This is a genomic window from Paraburkholderia sp. MM5482-R2 (assembly GCF_050436125.1).
In the GTDB taxonomy this organism is placed as follows: domain Bacteria; phylum Pseudomonadota; class Gammaproteobacteria; order Burkholderiales; family Burkholderiaceae; genus Paraburkholderia; species Paraburkholderia tuberum.
Window position 1 is genome coordinate 1,803,498 of the sequence record NZ_JBNDLP010000003.1, and the last position, 16,922, is coordinate 1,820,419.

17 protein-coding genes are annotated in these 16,922 nt (G+C 65.4%); 8 read left to right on the plus strand and 9 right to left on the minus strand.

Annotated elements, in window-relative coordinates; genetic code table 11:
* Positions 1-11: 11 nt before the first annotated feature.
* Positions 12-332 carry a thioredoxin family protein gene (locus tag OKW37_RS30405; RefSeq protein WP_184060161.1) on the minus strand — a complete coding sequence of 107 codons (321 nt, stop codon included), beginning with the start codon at positions 330-332 and terminating at the stop codon, positions 12-14.
* 169 nt (positions 333-501) lie between these two features.
* Here OKW37_RS30405 and OKW37_RS30410 point away from each other — a divergent pair, with 169 nt between their 5' ends.
* The 5 genes from OKW37_RS30410 to OKW37_RS30430 all read left to right on the plus strand — a co-directional run bounded on the left by OKW37_RS30410 (position 502) and on the right by OKW37_RS30430 (position 4,967).
* On the plus strand, positions 502-798 hold the full coding sequence (locus tag OKW37_RS30410; RefSeq protein ID WP_090810532.1) for a DUF2628 domain-containing protein: 297 nt from the start codon (positions 502-504) through the stop codon (positions 796-798).
* Positions 799-876: 78 nt separating this feature from the next.
* Positions 877-1,365, plus strand: coding sequence for a hypothetical protein (locus OKW37_RS30415; protein ID WP_429403125.1), 489 nt, complete (start codon positions 877-879; stop codon positions 1,363-1,365).
* A 234-nt stretch (positions 1,366-1,599) separates the two neighbouring features.
* Complete coding sequence (locus OKW37_RS30420) at positions 1,600-2,943, plus strand: sugar efflux transporter (protein ID WP_429353741.1); 1,344 nt, start codon at positions 1,600-1,602, stop codon at positions 2,941-2,943.
* 216 nt (positions 2,944-3,159) lie between these two features.
* The gene (gene gnd, locus OKW37_RS30425) at positions 3,160-4,194 is read left to right on the plus strand and encodes a phosphogluconate dehydrogenase (NAD(+)-dependent, decarboxylating) (protein WP_184060167.1); all 1,035 of its coding nucleotides are present in this window, start codon (positions 3,160-3,162) and stop codon (positions 4,192-4,194) included.
* 74 nt (positions 4,195-4,268) lie between these two features.
* Positions 4,269-4,967, plus strand: coding sequence for an HAD family hydrolase (locus tag OKW37_RS30430; RefSeq protein ID WP_184060169.1), 699 nt, complete (start codon positions 4,269-4,271; stop codon positions 4,965-4,967).
* A gap of 51 nt (positions 4,968-5,018) precedes the next feature.
* On the opposite strand, the gene OKW37_RS30435 is transcribed toward OKW37_RS30430, so the two are convergent.
* Positions 5,019-5,549, minus strand: coding sequence for an ankyrin repeat domain-containing protein (locus OKW37_RS30435; RefSeq protein ID WP_184060171.1), 531 nt, complete (start codon positions 5,547-5,549; stop codon positions 5,019-5,021).
* A 463-nt stretch (positions 5,550-6,012) separates the two neighbouring features.
* On the opposite strand from OKW37_RS30435, the gene OKW37_RS30440 reads away from it, so the two are divergent.
* Positions 6,013-8,406 (plus strand): phosphoketolase family protein, encoded by a 2,394-nt coding sequence (locus OKW37_RS30440; RefSeq protein ID WP_429403126.1) that lies wholly within the window; start codon positions 6,013-6,015, stop codon positions 8,404-8,406.
* Positions 8,407-8,573: 167 nt separating this feature from the next.
* Here OKW37_RS30440 and OKW37_RS30445 read toward each other — a convergent pair whose 3' ends face one another.
* Positions 8,574-8,828, minus strand: coding sequence for a BON domain-containing protein (locus OKW37_RS30445; protein ID WP_184035143.1), 255 nt, complete (start codon positions 8,826-8,828; stop codon positions 8,574-8,576).
* 195 nt (positions 8,829-9,023) lie between these two features.
* Between OKW37_RS30445 and OKW37_RS30450 the strand changes: the two genes are divergently transcribed.
* Entirely contained in the window at positions 9,024-9,719 is a 696-nt protein-coding gene (locus OKW37_RS30450) for a YceH family protein (RefSeq protein ID WP_429403127.1), read from the plus strand.
* Between the two features lie 49 nt (positions 9,720-9,768).
* Here OKW37_RS30450 and OKW37_RS30455 read toward each other — a convergent pair whose 3' ends face one another.
* The 6 genes from OKW37_RS30455 to OKW37_RS30480 all read right to left on the minus strand — a co-directional run bounded on the left by OKW37_RS30455 (position 9,769) and on the right by OKW37_RS30480 (position 15,119).
* Positions 9,769-10,287: an SLATT domain-containing protein gene (locus OKW37_RS30455; protein ID WP_429353745.1), complete on the minus strand. Its 519-nt coding sequence runs from the start codon at positions 10,285-10,287 to the stop codon at positions 9,769-9,771.
* A 22-nt stretch (positions 10,288-10,309) separates the two neighbouring features.
* A complete protein-coding gene (locus OKW37_RS30460; protein WP_013091688.1) occupies positions 10,310-11,353 on the minus strand; it encodes a rod shape-determining protein in 1,044 nt (347 codons plus the stop codon).
* 146 nt (positions 11,354-11,499) lie between these two features.
* Positions 11,500-12,357, minus strand: a complete 858-nt coding sequence (locus OKW37_RS30465) for an IclR family transcriptional regulator (protein ID WP_429403128.1) — start codon at positions 12,355-12,357, stop codon at positions 11,500-11,502.
* Between the two features lie 90 nt (positions 12,358-12,447).
* Positions 12,448-13,176, minus strand: coding sequence for an SDR family NAD(P)-dependent oxidoreductase (locus OKW37_RS30470; protein WP_429403129.1), 729 nt, complete (start codon positions 13,174-13,176; stop codon positions 12,448-12,450).
* 13 nt (positions 13,177-13,189) lie between these two features.
* A complete protein-coding gene (locus tag OKW37_RS30475; RefSeq protein ID WP_187611371.1) occupies positions 13,190-14,491 on the minus strand; it encodes an MFS transporter in 1,302 nt (433 codons plus the stop codon).
* 106 nt (positions 14,492-14,597) lie between these two features.
* Positions 14,598-15,119, minus strand: a complete 522-nt coding sequence (locus OKW37_RS30480; protein ID WP_187616730.1) for a 2,4'-dihydroxyacetophenone dioxygenase family protein — start codon at positions 15,117-15,119, stop codon at positions 14,598-14,600.
* 327 nt (positions 15,120-15,446) lie between these two features.
* On the opposite strand from OKW37_RS30480, the gene OKW37_RS30485 reads away from it, so the two are divergent.
* Positions 15,447-16,865, plus strand: a complete 1,419-nt coding sequence (locus OKW37_RS30485; protein WP_429403130.1) for a trypsin-like peptidase domain-containing protein — start codon at positions 15,447-15,449, stop codon at positions 16,863-16,865.
* Positions 16,866-16,922: the final 57 nt, after the last annotated feature.

Consider the following 16,922-nt stretch of genomic DNA (forward strand, 5'->3'; position numbering starts at 1 on the left):
GAGCTCGAATCTCAGAGCGACGCGAACGCGTCGTCGATATCCTCGGCGCTGCGTGGCCGCACCACGCGCGCGACCTCGGCGCCGTCGCGCATCAGCACGAGCGTCGGCCACAGCTTGACCTTGAACGAGCGGCCGAGCGGGCGGCCCGGGCCGTCCTCGATCTTCAGATGCCGCAGGCCCGTGTGCGGCGCGAGCGCCTGGCGGATCGATGCCTGCGCGCCCTGGCAATAGCCGCACCAGTCGGTGCCGAATTCGACGACGGTGACGCCGGGCAGCGAGTCCAGCTCGGCGCGGGTCGGTCCTTTCGGGGAATAAGCTGTCGGCGAGGTCATGCGTGCTCCGCTGATCGTGATCTGCCAAGGGTAGCAGCTATGCCGCGGATCGTCAGCGCAGCGGCCGTATGCTGCCGATGCGCGCGGTGTCACCGCGGCATGTTAAAAAGCGGTGCGCGCGCGCTCGATCGATCGACGCGCCGCGTCATCGCACGGAACCTCGCAAAACATGAACGCACGAATCTATCTGCAACATCCGCAACACAAGGACGCTATCGCGGTCGCGACCGGCTTCAGCTGGGGCGCGTGCCTGCTCGGCTTCATCTGGGCGCTGTCGAAGAGAATGTGGTTCGCCGCGTTCGTGATGCTAGGCATCAACGTGATCCTGCTCGGCATCGGGCTGTGGGGCGAGACGGCCGATCTGATCGGCTTCGTGCTGTCGATCGTGTTCGCGTTCGCATGCGGCGCGTATGGCAACCGGTGGCACCGCTGGACGCTCGAACAGCGCGGCTACGTCGTGGTGTGATGCGTTCGCGCTGGAGCGGGGATTGCTGCGCGCAGGGGTGTGATCGAAGCTGAGTTCAATCCGTCATGGAGGCGTTTTATGCTCATTGCATCAGCAATCGCTGGTCTTTCCGCTGATCGGCTTTCGACGCGCGGCGCGCGGGCGGTCGCGCTGGCTGCATCGTTGGTCATGTTGGCCATCGCGCCGCTCGCGCACGGCGCCGACGCGGCGCCCCCCGCCACGATGGCGGCCACCTCAGCCACGGCAGCCTCCGCCCCCGCCGACGACACCTTCCTGCTGACGATCTTCCTGCGCCACGACGAATCGAAGCCGCTGCCGAAAATCAACGATCAACTGCGCGAGCAGGGCTTCTTCAAGACCTTCCCGCCGCCAGGCATCGAAGTCGTGTCGTGGTACGTGATGATGGGCATCGGGCAGGTCGTGACGCTGCGCGTGCCCGCGAGCCGGTTGCGCGAAGTGAACCGCGCGATCGAATCGACCGCGTGGGGCGGCTATCACACCGAGTTTTATCCGACCTACGACTACAAGGCGCAGGCGCAGCAAATGCGCGCAACTGAGGGCAAGTAGCGGCGAGCGTGCCAACAGCTTGCCGCTAACGGCACGCATCGGCACGGCGCGGCGCGAGTCGCCGGATGCATCCGCGCACGCCTCACGGATTTGGGACAGCTATTAGCGGGTTTACGCGAGCCGCGCTCCGGGTCGATAATGCCCCGGTCGTTCCGGCCCCCTGCCTGCGACGCCTAACGTGCCTTCGAGCGCTTCGCTGCGTATCGAGGCCCGCTCCACCTGACCCACCGCCCCGTGTTGAAAACTGCGCGTTTTTTCGACCTGCTTCGCATTCCAGGCTTCAAGCCGCTCGCCGCCGCCACCCTGATGCTCGGTGTGGCGATGTCCTTCACCGCACCGTATCTGTCTCTGTTCGGCATCGAACGCGCCGGCATGACGCCGTTCCGGCTCGGCGTATTCATGACGCTGATCGCCGCGAGCGGCGTGCTCGCGAGCACGGTGGCGGGGCGCTGGAGCGACCGGAGCGGGCGGCATCGACCGTTATTGCTGGCGGCGCTCATCGCAGCCGCGCTCGGCTACCTGTGTCTGTGCGTGGTGCGCGATTACCGACTGCTGCTCGTGGTCGGCATCGTGTTCATCGGCGCGGGCGGTTCGGCGATTTCGATGGTGTTCTCGTTCAGCCGCGCGGCGCTGCCGGTGCCCGACCCTGCCGAGCGCGTGTTCGCGAGCGCGACGCTGCGTACGATCCTCTCGGCCGCATGGGTGTTCGGGCCGGCGGTCGGCGCGCTGGTGCTCGCCGCGACGAGCTTCACCGGACTCTTCCTGTTCGCGGCCGCCAGCTTCGCGACCTGCGGCTTCATCGTCTGGCGCATGCAGGAGCCGCAGAGCCATCTCGGCGATCACACGGTCGAGGACACCGCGTCGGAGCCGTCCGCGTCGATCACGGTGCCGCCGCTGAGGCAGCCCGGCGAGGACGCGCACGAAACACTGCCGGTCGCGTCGGCGAACGACATCCTGCGCTCGGTGACCGCGCTGACCTTACTCGGCCTCGCCGCGAACGCGACGATGATCGTACTGCCGCTGTACATCGTGCATGGGCTCAACGGCACGCATCTCGACGTGTCGGTGATGCTCGGTCTCGGCGCGCTGACCGAGATCCCGATGATGCTCGCGCTCGGCGCGAAGTCGTCGTCGCTGCACAAGCCGAACTGGCTTGCCGCGTGCGCGGCCGTGCATGCGGTGTACTTCGTCGCGATGTCGCTGGCCGGCAACGTCAGCGTGCTGATCCCGATGCAGATGCTGAACGCGTTCGTGGTCGCCGTGACCTCGTGCCTCGGCATGACCTACGTGCAGGATCTGATGCCGCATTCGCCCGGGCGTGCGACCGCGCTGTTCTTCAATGCGGCGCGGGTCGGCTCGATCCTGTCGGGCGTGCTGTCGGGGCTGCTCGTGCAGGCGTTCAGCTATCGCGGCACGTTCCTGTTCTGCGGACTGCTGGCGCTGGGCGCGCTGGTGCTGTTCGCGGTGCCCGGCTATCGCTATCCGCTGATGTGGCGCGCGGTCAAGCGCTTCGCGGCCGAGCAATACGCGAAGCTGGCCGCCCGCCGCGGCACGCGCGTGCCCGAGCGTAGCGAATGACACGTGGGCTCGCCGCGTTCGCTTTCGTGCGGATGCGGCGCGCCTCCAGTTGCGTGGAACTTTGAGCCGCGCTGCGCCTCTGCAAAAAAGTGCGGCTTGCTTCGATACATGCGGCGTAGCTCGCGACACAGCGCCTATGCTTAAGGGCAGCCGCGCCGCCGCAACACGATGACCGGAAAATCGGGCAGCGCAACGCAGCATCTTTAGGAGCGAGCCATGCAGCTAGGCATGATTGGATTGGGACGAATGGGCGCCGACATGGTGCGGCGCCTGACCAGGGGAGCTCAGCAGTGCATCGTCTACGACGTGCAGCCGGCGGCGGTCGACAGGCTGAAGCAGGAAGGCGTGGCCGGCGCGAGCTCGCTCGAAGACCTCGTCGCGAAGCTCGACAAGCCGCGCGCCGTGTGGCTGATGGTGCCCGCCGCCGTGGTCGACGCGACGCTCGACAAGCTCGTGCCGCTGCTCGAGCCGGGCGACGTTGTGATCGACGGCGGCAACTCCTACTACCACGACGACATCCGCCGCGGCCAGCAACTCGGCGCGCGCCAGCTTCACTACGTGGACGTCGGCACGAGCGGCGGCGTCGCGGGGCGCGAGCGCGGCTACTGCCTGATGATCGGCGGCGAGGCTGAGGTCGTCAAACGGCTTGAACCGATCTTCTCGACGTTGGCGCCCGGCGCGGGCACGCAGAGCGCGACGCCGGGCCGCGCGGCGGGCGCGAGCACCGCTGAGCAGGGCTTTCTGCATTGCGGCCCGCAAGGCGCGGGGCATTTCGTCAAGATGGTTCATAACGGCATCGAGTATGGGCTGATGGCCGCCTACGCCGAGGGTCTGAACGTGCTGCGCCACGCCGACGCCGGCCGGCACGCGCGCGAGGCCGATGCGGAGACGTCGCCGCTGCGCCGTCCCGAGCTGTATCAGTACGATCTGAATCTCGCGGATATCGCCGAGGTCTGGCGGCGCGGCAGCGTGATCGGCTCGTGGCTGCTCGACCTGATCGCCGGCTCGCTCGCCAGCGACACCGAACTGAAAGGCTACGCGGGCCGCGTATCGGATTCGGGCGAGGGGCGCTGGACCGTCACGGCGGCCATTGACGAAGGTGTGCCGACGCCGGTGCTCAGCGCGGCGCTGTTCGCGCGCTTCAGTTCACGCGGAGAAGCCGATTTCGCGAATCGCGTGCTGTCGGCGATGCGGCACGATTTCGGCGGCCACGCGGAAAAACCCGTTGCGCCGGACGGCGGGCTGAAGTAGCCGAGGCCATCCACGCGTGCGCTATCACGCCGACCCGCCGAACCGGCCCGCCGAACTTGCCACAAGGAACCCCGATGCCAGTCACCTCCGCCACGCCGCACGACGTCGTGTTTCTGTTCGATTGCGACAACACGCTGCTCGACAACGATCACGTGCTGCAGGATCTGCGCGCGCACATGATGGGCCAGTTCGGCGAAGAGAACAGTGCGCGCTATTGGGAAATCTTCGAGAACCTGCGCACCGAACTCGGTTACGCCGACTACCTCGGCGCGCTGCAGCGCTACCGGACCGAGCATCCACGCGACACGCGCCTGCTGTTGATGTCGTCGTTCCTGATCGAGTATCCGTTTGCGAACCGGCTCTATCCGGGTGCGCTCGACGCGCTGCGGCATCTCGGCAAGCACGGGCCGACGGTGATCCTGTCGGATGGCGACGTCGTGTTCCAGCCGCGCAAGATTTCGCGCTCGGGCCTGTGGGACGAAGTCGACGGGCGCGTGCTGATCTACATCCACAAGGAGCTGATGCTCGACCAGGTGATGGAATGCTATCCGGCGCGCCATTACGTGATGGTCGACGACAAGCTGCGAATTCTGAGCGCGATGAAGAAGGCATGGGGCGCGGAGCTGACCACCGTGTTTCCGCGCCAGGGACACTATGCGTTCGATGCGAAGCAGATCGCGAGCAATCCGCCCGCGGACGTGACGGTCGGGCGGATCGGCGAGTTGGCGGAGCTCGACGTGGACACGCTGTTGCGTAGCGCGAAGGGCAACTAGGCGGCGCCGCGCGCGTGGTGCGGGCGCCGTTTCATGGGTGACATCGCGGGCTCATGCGCCCAGCGCTTTCAGGCGCGCCTGGGTATCGGCCGCGCCCATCCGTGCGGCGGCATCGGCCGCGCTGACGCCGTTCGCGTCGCGCGCATGCGGGTCCGCGCCGTGCGCGAGCAGCAGATCGACGATCGCGGTGCGGTTGAACATCGCCGCGATCATCAGCGCGGTACGGCCATCGGGCGATGCGCCTTCGACGTCGGCGCCATGCGCGAGCAAGGTTTCGATCACCTTGTCGAAGCCCTTGAACGCGGCGCCCGCGATCGGCGTCTGGCCCGCGTCGTTGCGCAGGTTCGCATCGGCGCCCCGGTCGAGCAGCGTGCGCACCGCGTCGACGTGGCCGTGGTAGCTCGCGAGCATCAGCAGGCTGTCGCCGCGCTCGTTGCGCAAATTCGGCGGCACGCCTTTCTCGATGACGGCCGCGAGCATCGTCGCATCGCCGCGCCGCGCGAGGTCGAAGACTTCGCGCGCGAGCGCCTGCAATTCGGGATCGGGTTGCGATGCGGGCGGGTTGTCGGTGCGGTCGGTCAAGGCACTCTCCTTGCGATGAATGAGCGGCGCATTGCCAATGCCGCGCCCGGTCTTTCAGCGAGCATACACATTCCGTGGCGCTCGCGTTCGCACGCTGGCAGCCGCGCCGCTGTGCTAGACGTGGCTGAACAGCTTGACCAGCAGCCCGAATATGCCGATCGGTATGGCGACAGCCAGGCATGTGAACACGAGCGTAAGGACCAGGACCACGAGCACTTTGAGCGCACTGGGAGATGTCGACATGGCGGCCATTGACCTGAGACAGAAGATCACGAAAAGAAAGCAGACAGCGCAAGGAGTTGCAGCACGAATGCCACATTCAGCGCGACATACTGGGAGGGGTAGAAAGCATTCGCCCCCGTTTGAGCAGCTTAGTACATTCGACTCGCACCGCCCGGCTTCGTTTCGAGTGCGCCGCATCATCCGCCAACCAGCCTGACAGTTCTTTTCGAGGAGTGACGCCATGGCCGAAGCAACCTCGCATCCCACCCCACCGGAAGTTCTGGACCCCGATACGCTGCGCAACCTCGATCGCTACTGGCGCGCATGCAATTACCTGTCGGTGGGCATGATCTATCTGCGCGACAACCCGTTGCTGCGCAAACCGCTGAAGGCCGAGCACATCAAGAACCGGCTGCTCGGCCATTGGGGCTCCGACGCCGGCCAGAGCTTCGTGCTCGTGCATCTGAACCGGCTGATCCGCAAACACGATCTCGACGTGATCTTTCTGTCCGGCCCCGGTCACGGCGCCCCCGCGAGCCTCGCGCACTGCTACCTGGAAGGCCACTACTCGGAAATTTATCCGGACCGCAGCGAGGACGAAGCCGGTATGCGGCGCTTTTTCCGGCAATTCTCGTTCCCGGGCGGCATCGGTTCGCATTGCACGCCCGAAACGCCGGGCTCGATTCACGAAGGGGGCGAACTCGGCTACAGCCTGTCGCACGGCTACGGCGCCGCGTTCGACAACCCCGAGCTGATCGTCACCGTGATGATCGGCGACGGCGAAGCGGAAACCGGCCCGCTCGCCACGTCGTGGCATTCGAACAAATTCCTGAACCCGATCCGCGACGGCGCGGTGCTGCCGGTGCTGCATCTGAACGGCTACAAGATCGCCAACCCGACTCTGCTCGCGCGCATTCCGCGTGAGGAACTCGAAGCATTGATGGTCGGCTACGGGCACAAGCCGTATTTCGTCGAAGGCGACGATCCCGACACGATGCATCAGCAGATGGCCGCGACGCTCGAACAATGCATCGGCGAAATTCGCGCGATCCAGCAGCATGCGCGGCAGAACAACGACACGACGCGGCCGCGCTGGCCGATGATCGTGCTGCGCTCGCCGAAGGGCTGGACCGGGCCGAAGGAAGTCGACGGTCACAAGGTGGAAGGCTCGTGGCGCTCGCATCAGGTGCCGGTGGCCGATGCGGTGAGCAATCGCAAGAGTCTGCAGATCGTCGAGGATTGGCTGCGCAGCTACGGCCCCGAAACGCTGTTCGATGCGAACGGCCGGCTCGTCGAAGAACTGCGCGCGCTCGCGCCCGAGGGCGCGCGCCGCATCAGCGCGAATCCGCACGCGAACGGCGGACTGTTGTGCAAGATGCTCGATATGCCGCCGTTCCGCGACTACGCGGTGGCCGTGAAGAAACCGGCGGCGGCGTATACGTCGCCGACTGCGGTGCTCGGCACGTTCCTGCGCGACGTGATGCGCAACAACATGTCGAACTTCCGGCTGTTCGGTCCCGACGAAACTTCGAGCAACAAGCTGCACGCGGTCTATGAAGCGTCGGGCAAGACCTGGCTCGCCGCGCTCGAACCGGGCGACGCCGACGGCGGCGAACTGTCGCCCGATGGCCGCGTGATGGAAATGCTCAGCGAGCACACGCTCGAAGGCTGGTTGGAAGGCTATGCGCTGACCGGCCGTCACGGACTCTTCGCGACCTACGAAGCGTTCGTGCACGTGATCGACTCGATGTTCAACCAGCACGCGAAGTGGCTCGAAAAAGCCAAGCGCGAGCTCGGCTGGCGGCAGCCGGTGCCGTCGCTCAATCTGCTGATCACGTCGATCGTGTGGCGCCAGGATCACAACGGTTTCACGCACCAGGACCCCGGTTTTCTCGACGTGGTCACCAACAAGAGCCCGGACGTCGTGCGCATCTATCTGCCGCCCGACGCGAACTGTCTGCTGAGCGTCGCCGATCACTGCCTGCGCTCGCGCGACTACGTGAACGTGATCGTGTCCGACAAGCAGCCGCACCTGGACTATCTCGACATGGACGCGGCCGTCACGCATTGCACCAAGGGCATCGGCATCTGGGACTGGGCGTCGACCGATCAGGGCGTCGAGCCGGACGTCGTGATCGCGTGCGCGGGCGACATCGCGACGATGGAAGCGCTCGCCGCCGTGCAGATCCTCAAGGAGCACTGCCCGACGCTGAAGATCCGCTTCGTCAACGTGGTCGATCTGTTCCGCCTGATGCCCGAGCATGCGCATCCGCATGGACTGTCCGACCGCGATTTCGATTCGCTGTTTACGACCAGCAAGCCGGTGATCTTCAACTTCCACTCGTATGCGGCGCTCGTGCACAAGCTCACGTACAACCGACAGAATCACGGAAACATGCACGTGCATGGCTATAACGAGAAGGGCAACATCAATACCCCGCTCGAACTCGCGATCATCAACGGCGTCGACCGCTTCACGCTGGCGATCGATGCGATCGATCGCGTGCCGTCGCTGCGCGGCGTCGGCGATCATACGAAGGAGTGGCTGCGCGGGCAGATCATCGAGCATCTCGCGTATGCGCACGAGGAAGGGATCGACAAGGAGGAAATCCGCAACTGGACGTGGAAAGGCTGAGCGTGGAGGCGCCATGCACGACCACGATCAGGAACGGACGATCCTCGTGCTGAATAGCGGGTCGTCATCGCTGAAGTTCGGGCTGTTCGCCCACTCGGCCAACGACGAAACACTGCTGCTCGAAGGCGCGGCTGCAAGCGGGCGGGAGCTGACTCGCCTGACTGAGGTCAGCCCTTGCGGACGACGGTCCGGTCCGCGACTGAAGTGACGCCGAACAGACGCGTCACGTCTTCGAGCATCGCGGCGCGTTGTGCTTCGCGCTGAAGCTCGCCCGACAGCGTGATGCGCCCTCGCGCGACCTTCACGCGCACGGCGCGCGGCGGCACGGCCGAATCCCACGCGAGACGGCGCGCTGCTTCGGCGGCGATCTGCGCGTCGGTCAGGCGGGCAGATTCGCTCGATCTCGAGCTTGTGGACCGCATGGCGTCTCCGCGAAACAGAATGTCGATCAACTCACACTAGCAGATGTGGCGGGTTTTGCCGGCGTGCGCGCTTCGCCGGCAACGCAGATTCGCTCGCCGCGCCGGGCTCGCCACGTTTATCATAGTGCCCACCTGACAGAACGCGCCGTCCAGCCGCGAACGGCGCGCGCATCTTCCACGAGATCTCGCAATCCCATGAATTCGACTCCCGACGCTCCTTCCCGACCCTCGCTGCGCGCGCTGACCGCGCTCGAAGGACGTCTTCTCGGCGTGCTCGTCGAAAAACAGCACACGGTACCCGACAGTTATCCGTTGTCGCTGAACGCGCTGACGCTCGGCTGCAATCAGAAGACCGGCCGCGCGCCGGTGATGAGCGCGACCGAGGCCGAGGTGCTGACCGCCGTCGACGGCCTGAAACGCCTGAGCCTCGTGTTCGAGGGCAGCAGCAGCCGCGTGCCGCGCTTCGAGCACAACATGAACCGCGTGCTCGGGCTGCCGGGACAGTCGATCGCGCTGCTGACCACGCTGCTGCTGCGCGGCGCGCAAACGGCCGCCGAATTGCGCCTGAACAGCGCGCGCCTGCATGGCTTCGCCGATATTTCGTCGGTCGAGGCGTTCCTCGACGAGCTGGCCGCGAACGATCCGCCTCGCGTCGTCCGGCTGCCGCGCATGGCGGGCGAGCGTGAGAATCGCTGGATGCATCTGTTGTGCGGCGAGCTCAGCATCACCGAAGCCGCGCAGTCCGCGCTCGCCGAGGACGACAGCGTGCCGCTGTCGGCATTCGAGGCGCTGAAGGCCGAGCAGAAGCGTCTCGCCGATGAAGTCAGCCGTCTGCAGGCCGTCGTGCGGCGCATGGCGACCGAGCTGGGTATCAGCGCGGACGATCTGTGATCTGAAACGGAAACGAAAGCGAAGGCGAAGGCGCGCCCGGCCGCCTGTATCACGCATCACGCCGACGCGGCCTGTCCGCCAGCAACGTACGCTGCGTGCGATAGAAGATCCGCGGCGGCACGTTCGGCGAGTCTTCGGCGAGACGGTCGAGTTCGGTACGGATCCCGGTGAGATAGTGCGCTTCGCGCGCATCGGCGTCGCCGGCAAACACCGCTTCGAGCCGCCGACGCACCGCGCCATAGCGCGCACCGGCCGCGCGATGCTTCTCGGCACGCTCCGCATAGCGCAGGAACGTCTGCAACGCGGCCGACAGCGCCGCCGCCACGCTGACGAGCCCAACGACTATCCGCATCTCGATCGACACCGGCGGCGCGCTCAACGACGCGAACACCGCCGTGCCGACGAACGCGGTCAGCGCGGTCACGAGCCAGCCCATGCGGCGCTCGCGCGCCGACAGCAGATCCGCCATGTCGTAATGGCTCATCTGCGATTCGCGCGCGCGGCGAATCCATTTCAACAGCAGCTCGGTTTCGTCGACGGGCGGCTCGTAGGCGGGCAGGGTCGTCATCGTTCAGCGTTCGGCACGCGCATCAATCGTAGGAAAACGAGCTGCCGAACTTCTCGATCCGCTCCAGCGCCATGCCCGAGCCGCGTACGACGCAGGTCAGCGGCGCCTCTGCAACGAACACCGGCAGGCCGGTTTCCTCGGCGAGCAGACGGTCGAGATCGCGCAGCAGCGCGCCGCCACCCGCGAGCGTGATGCCGCGCTCGGCGATGTCCGCGCCGAGTTCCGGCGGCGTCTGTTCCAGTGCGATCTTCACCGACGACACGATCTGATTCAGCGGATCGGTCAGCGCTTCGAGGATCTCGTTGCTCGACACAGTGAAGCTGCGCGGAATGCCCTCGGACATGTTACGGCCTTTGACTTCCATCTCCATGACCTCGGAGCCCGGAAACGCGGAGCCGATTTCCTTCTTGATCGCCTCGGCGGTCTGCTCGCCGATCAGCATGCCGTAGTTGCGGCGGATGTAGTTGACGATGGCGTCGTCGAACTTGTCGCCGCCGACGCGCACCGAACCTTTGTACACAATGCCGCCGAGCGAGATCACGCCGACCTCGGTGGTGCCGCCGCCGATATCGACGACCATCGAACCGGTTGCATCCGACACCGGCAGGCCGGCGCCCGTCGCCGCGGCCATCGGTTCCTCGATCAGATAGACCTGCGAGGCGCCCGCGCTATGCGCGGCCTCCTTGATCGCGCGACGCTCGACCTGGGTCGAACCGCACGGCACGCAGATGATGATGCGCGGCGATGGCGCAAACAGCCGCGACTCGTGCGCCATCTGGATGAAGCGCTTGATCATCTGCTGGGTGATGTTGAAATCGGCGATCACGCCGTCTTTCATCGGGCGGATCGCCTCGATGTTGCCCGGTACCTTGCCGAGCATCTGCTTCGCTTCGCGGCCCACGGCGAGGATGATCTTCTTGCCGTTCGGCCCGCCTTCCTGGCGGATCGACACGACCGACGGCTCGTCGAGAACGATGCCCTTGCCGCGCATGTAGATCAGCGTGTTCGACGTACCGAGGTCGATTGCCAGGTCGTTGGAAAAGTAGCCGCGCAGAAAACCGAACATGCGTATTCCTGTCTTTGCGAAGGCGGGCGCGTGAGCGCCGCCGGGAGCTTGTCGGGGTCTGCCGCTTGCACGCGGCGGGCGGCCAGAGCGGCCGCGCGACAGCAAGAATAGCAGTTTATCGACGGGCGCGGCCGCACTATCGTCCGCTATCTGCCGCTCGCCGGCCCCAGCCGCGCCGCGATCGTGCGGCATGCCGCAAGCAGCGGCTCGATGTAAGTGGCTTGCACATCGTCGCGGCGGCGAAAGGTCGGCATGCTGATGCTCACGCAGCCGGCCGCGCGGCCGTCCGGGCCGCGAATCGCGGCGCCGTAGCAGCAGATCGATACTTCGTTCTCCTCGTGGTCTTCCGCGTAGCCGCGTTGCGCGGTCGCGTCGAGCTCGCGGCGCACGGCGTCGAGGTCGGTCAGCGTGTGCTCGGTGAAACGCTCGAGCGGCGCGTTCTTCAGCAGCGCCTCGCGCTCGGCTACGCTGAGTGTCGCCAGATACGCCTTGCCGACCGAACTCGACGTCAGCGACACGCGCGTGCCGATGCGCGATGCCATGCGCACCGCGTGCGGGCTTTCGAGCTTTTCGATGTAGACCATCTCGCCCTGGCTGGGCACCGCGAGGTGGATCGTCTCCGATGTGAAGTCGCGCAACGCCATCAACGCATCGACGGCCGCGAGCCGCAGATCCGAGCGCTCCCAGCTATGGCTCGCAAGGTTGATCAGGCGCGGTCCGAGGCCGAAGGTGTTGGCGCTGCCGCTCGCGACGATCAGCCCTTCAGCCTGCAAAGCCGCGACGATGCGATGGACGGTCGGGCGTGGATAGCCGCTCGCCGCGCTCAGCTTCGCGACGTTGGGCGGCGTTGGCGCATCGGCGATCAGTTGCAGCACCGCGATGAACTTCGAGAACGCGGCGGCGCCGGCGACGGCCTTGGAGTCGGCTTTGTCGTCGGCGTGCCCGACAGCGTCATGGCCGGCGGCGCTGGCGTGGGAACGGGGTTTGGAAGCGGAACTCGACATCACACAGAGGCAGGGCAGGGCAGGGGTACGCAATTATGCCTTTATCGATGGCGACGAACGACGGCGGCGCCGCTTCACGCGCCGACTCGATCACGCGACGAGATATCCGCCGTCGACCGGCACGATTGCGCCCGTCATGAACGACGCCGCCGGCGAGCACAGGAACACCGCGACCTGCGCGACTTCCTGCGGCGTGCCCCAGCGACGCAGCGGCGTACGTTCCAGAATCGCCAGCGAGCGGCCATCGTCGTCCTGCAACGCCTGGGTGAGCGGCGTTGCGATCCAGCCCGGCGCGACCGCATTGACGCGAATGCCGTCGACGGCATAGGCGATCGCGAGTGACTTCGTTAGCTGCGCCACCGCGCCCTTGCTCGCGCTATAAGCGGGCACGAGACCGCCGCCGAAAAAACTCAGCATCGACGCCGTATTGACGATGCAGCCCGCCGACGCCTTCAACGAATCGCGCGCGGCGGCGCACACGCGCATCGTGCCGTTCAGATTGATATCCATCACGCGTTCGAACACGTCGAGCCGATGTTCTTCGACGCGGCTGATCACGCCGGCGCAGTTGACCACGATGTCGAGACGCTCGAACGCGTTCACCGCGGCCGTGACGGCGTTGCCCGAGCGGACATCCAGCGTGACGCGCGCAATCTCGCGATTGAGCGTATCGGGCGTGCCTTCGGGAAGCGGCAAACCAGCCGCCACCGTGTGCGCGCCAAGCTGCGCGAGCGTGTTGGCGATCGCCGCGCCGATACCGGACAAGCCGCCGGTCACGAGCGCGGTCTTGCCTTCGAGGAGCTGGTTCTGGAACGTCATGGGAGAAGCCGCCTCAGGTGGGTTGGGTCTCGATCGAGTTCGCGAGCGGCGCGGGCGCCACTTCCTGGACGACGAACAGATAGACGAGCGCCGCCGCGAACGCGACGGCCGCGCTGATCAGTAGCGCGTTGACGAACGAATGCGTCCGATCGACGACGATGCCGGTGATCACCGGCGCGAACGAGCCGCCCAGATAGCCACCGAAGTTCTGCATGCTGCCGAGCGACGCCACCAGATGTCGCGGCGCGGCGACGCTGACGAGCGCCCATGCGCTGCCGCTCGACAGGTTCACGAACAGCATCGCGAGCGACACGTAGACGATCGCGAGCGTCGTGCTCGGTGTGTAGGCGGCCGGCACCGTGAATGCGGCGGCGCCGACGAGACCGACGCACAGCGGCCACTTGCGGCTGCGGATCGGCGCCATGCCGCGCTTCAACAGATAGTCGGCGATCACGCCGCTGCTCGCCATGCCGATCGTGCCGAACACATACGGAATCGCGACGAGCCAGCCGGTGTGCGCGATGCTCAGATGACGCTCACGCTCCAGATAGCCGGGCAGCCACGTCAGATAGAGCCACACCATGTAGATCACGCCCATGAAGCCGAAGATCATGCCCCACGTGTTGCGCAGCTTGAACAGCGCGCCCCATTCGGACCAGCTGAGGCCCTGCGGATTCTCCTGGCCGGTCGCGCCTTCGTTCAGATGCGCGGTTTCTTCTTCGGTCAGCGCGATTTCGCTGCGATTGCGATAGACGAGGTACCACGCGAGCGCGACGACAACGCCGACCACGCCCATGATGACGAACATCGTTCGCCATCCGAAGGAAAGCATCAGCACCGTGAGCAGCGGCGGCGCGATCATCGGCGCAATGGTGGATGACGAGATGAAGGTGCCGATCGGCGTGCCGCGTTCGCGTACCGCGAACCATTCGCTGACGACTTTCGCGCCGGCCGGAAACAGCGGCGCCTCGGCGATGCCGAGCACGACGCGCGCCGTGAGGAAGTGATTGAGCGTCTGGATGAAGCCGCCCGCGACCTGGGCGATCGACCACACGAGCATGCCGAGGCCGAGCATCACGCGCGATCCGAAACGGTCCAGCAGCGCGCCGACCGGCAACTGCGCGAACGCATACGACAACGAGAACGCGGACAGCAGCAGCCCCATCTGCGAAGCGGACAGATGCAATTCCTCGCTGACCAGATGATTCGCGATCGACAGCGTGCTGCGGTCGAGATAATTGACGATGCCCGCGACCGTCAGGAAGACGACGGCGACCACCTGGATACGTTTCAGACGCTGCGACTTCTGAAGCATGTTTGTCTCCTGCGCAATGGGTCCTGCTGTGTGGGAATGGTGTTGCCGTGCCTGTCGGTATTGCGGTGTCCTGGCCGTTGGTTCTGTTGGGGGCTTGCGCGGCCTTTTACCGGACGAACTGGTCGACGTAGTCTTCGCCGAGGCCCACCGCCGCGTAGTGCTTGCGACACATGTCGATCTTCGTGAATACGTCTTCGTAACCGGTGTAGTTCCCGTACGGATCGCAATAGAACATCACGCCGTTGACCTGGAAGTACGTGATCATTTCCTCGACGTCCTCGGGCACATATAACGTATGCGTTTCGCCCGGCGGCTCGTACACGTAGCTGCCTTCGGTCGCGACCCAGTCATGCTCGAGATAACGCCAGCGGCCCTTGAGCACCATGCCGTGCACAGCCTGCGGATGACGATGCCGGCTCAACACACCCGAGCGGCGTACGCGCAGCAGATTCATCCAGTATCCCTGCGACGCATTCAGGCACAGTGGGCGGAACGACACGTTTTCTGCCTGCGGGACCCACACGCGTTCGTCGGTCGGAATCGCGAAGGGCACGACGATTTCCTTTTGCGCTTCCTTCGGGAACGGTAGCTGGTACGGCGTCAGGTCGGATTGATTGGCCTCTGGCATGGGAAATTCCTCGCGAAGTGTGCAGAAAAAAGAAATGTCCACATTGTGGATAACAAGTCCACGATATGGTTATTATCCGAACCGCTTTGGGCGGGGTCAATCCTGGGGAAATTACTGGTCAGGCACGATAAAGCGACGCTGCACTCGTTCTCGAATCGCGCGAAAGATGCAGATGTTGCTATCTCATAAAAGCCGCACGACACGCAAAAAGCGCCTAAAACAAGGCCTGCGCGCGCATTCTGATCGAACACCATCTTTAAGTCTGCTTTAAGTGGAGGCCACTACATTACGCATCCACCACGTAACCCTCCGCAAGACTCCCTGACTATGACCACCAAAAACTATTGGCGCGGTAGCGCCGCGATCTGCGCTGTCCTCGCAATCGGCGGCGCGTATGCGCTCAGCCATCGCAATGCCGATGCGTCCGTAAACGACGCGCAGGGATCGACGTCGTCGCTGCACGCGGCGGCGGATGTCGTCGGCTCGCGCTCGTCGGCACCGGACTTCTCCAGCATCGTGACGCGCTATGGCCCGGCGGTCGTGCATATCGGCGTGAAACAAGCCGCGTCGGTCGACGAGAACGGTCAACGCAAGAGCGGCGGCGAAGCGCTCGGCTCGGGCTTCATCATCAGCCAGGACGGGTACATCCTGACCAACAATCACGTCGTCGACGGCGCGACCAGCGTGACCGTGAAACTCACGGACGGCCGCGAATTCCACGCGCGCGTGATCGGCAAGGACAAGGCCACCGACGTCGCCGTCGTCAAGATCGACGCGACCAATCTGCCGACCGTGAAGATCGGCAACCCGGACAGCAGCAAGGTCGGCGAATGGGTCGTGGCGATCGGCTCGCCGTACGGCTTCGACAGCACGGTGACCTCGGGCATCATCAGCGCGAAATCGCGCTCGTTCTCCGACGATAGCCCGATCCCGTTCATCCAGACCGACGTGCCGGTCAACCCGGGCAACTCGGGCGGTCCGCTGTTCAACCTGAACGGCGAAGTGATCGGCATCAACTCGATGATCTACTCCCGCACCGGCGGCTTCCAGGGACTGTCGTTCGCCATTCCGATCGACGCGGCGATGCACGTGAAGGACCAACTCGTGAGTACCGGTCACGTAAGCCGCGGCCGCATCGGCGTGGGCGTGCAGCCGCTCAGCGCCGACAAGGCCAAGGCGCTCGGCCTTGACTCGACGGGCGGCGCACTGGTCGGCTCGGTCGATCCGAATGGTCCCGCGCACGCAGCCGGTCTGCGCCAGGGCGACGTGATCGTCGGCGTGAACGGCAAGCATATTGGTAACACGACCGAATTGATCGGTCAGGTCTCGCAACTGTCGCCGGGCAGCAAAGCGACGATCAGCGTGTGGCGCAACGGCGGCGAAAGCAAGCTGGCGGTGACGGTGGGCGCGCAGCAAGCGTCGGACATGGCGTCGGCCGCGCCACGCGAAGAGCAGCAGGAACAACCGCAGCAGCAAAACCGTCCGCGTCTCGGCGTCGCCGTGCGTGCGCTGACTCAGGACGAACAGCAGCAAGCGCAGCTGCCGGGCGGCGTGGTGGTGCAGCAGTCCACCGGTCCGGCCGCCGAAGCCGGCATTCAGGCGGGCGACATCATCGTTGCCGTCGACGGCAAGGTGATTCACGGCGTCGAGCAACTGCGCCGCATGATCGCTCAGGCGGACGACAGCGTGTCTGTCACCGTGGTGCGCGATGGTGAACAAGCATCGGTCGACGTAACGCTTGGCTGATGAGTAGAACCCGCCGGTGCAATGCCGGCGGCGGACACGACGCGCTGCTGTGGCGCG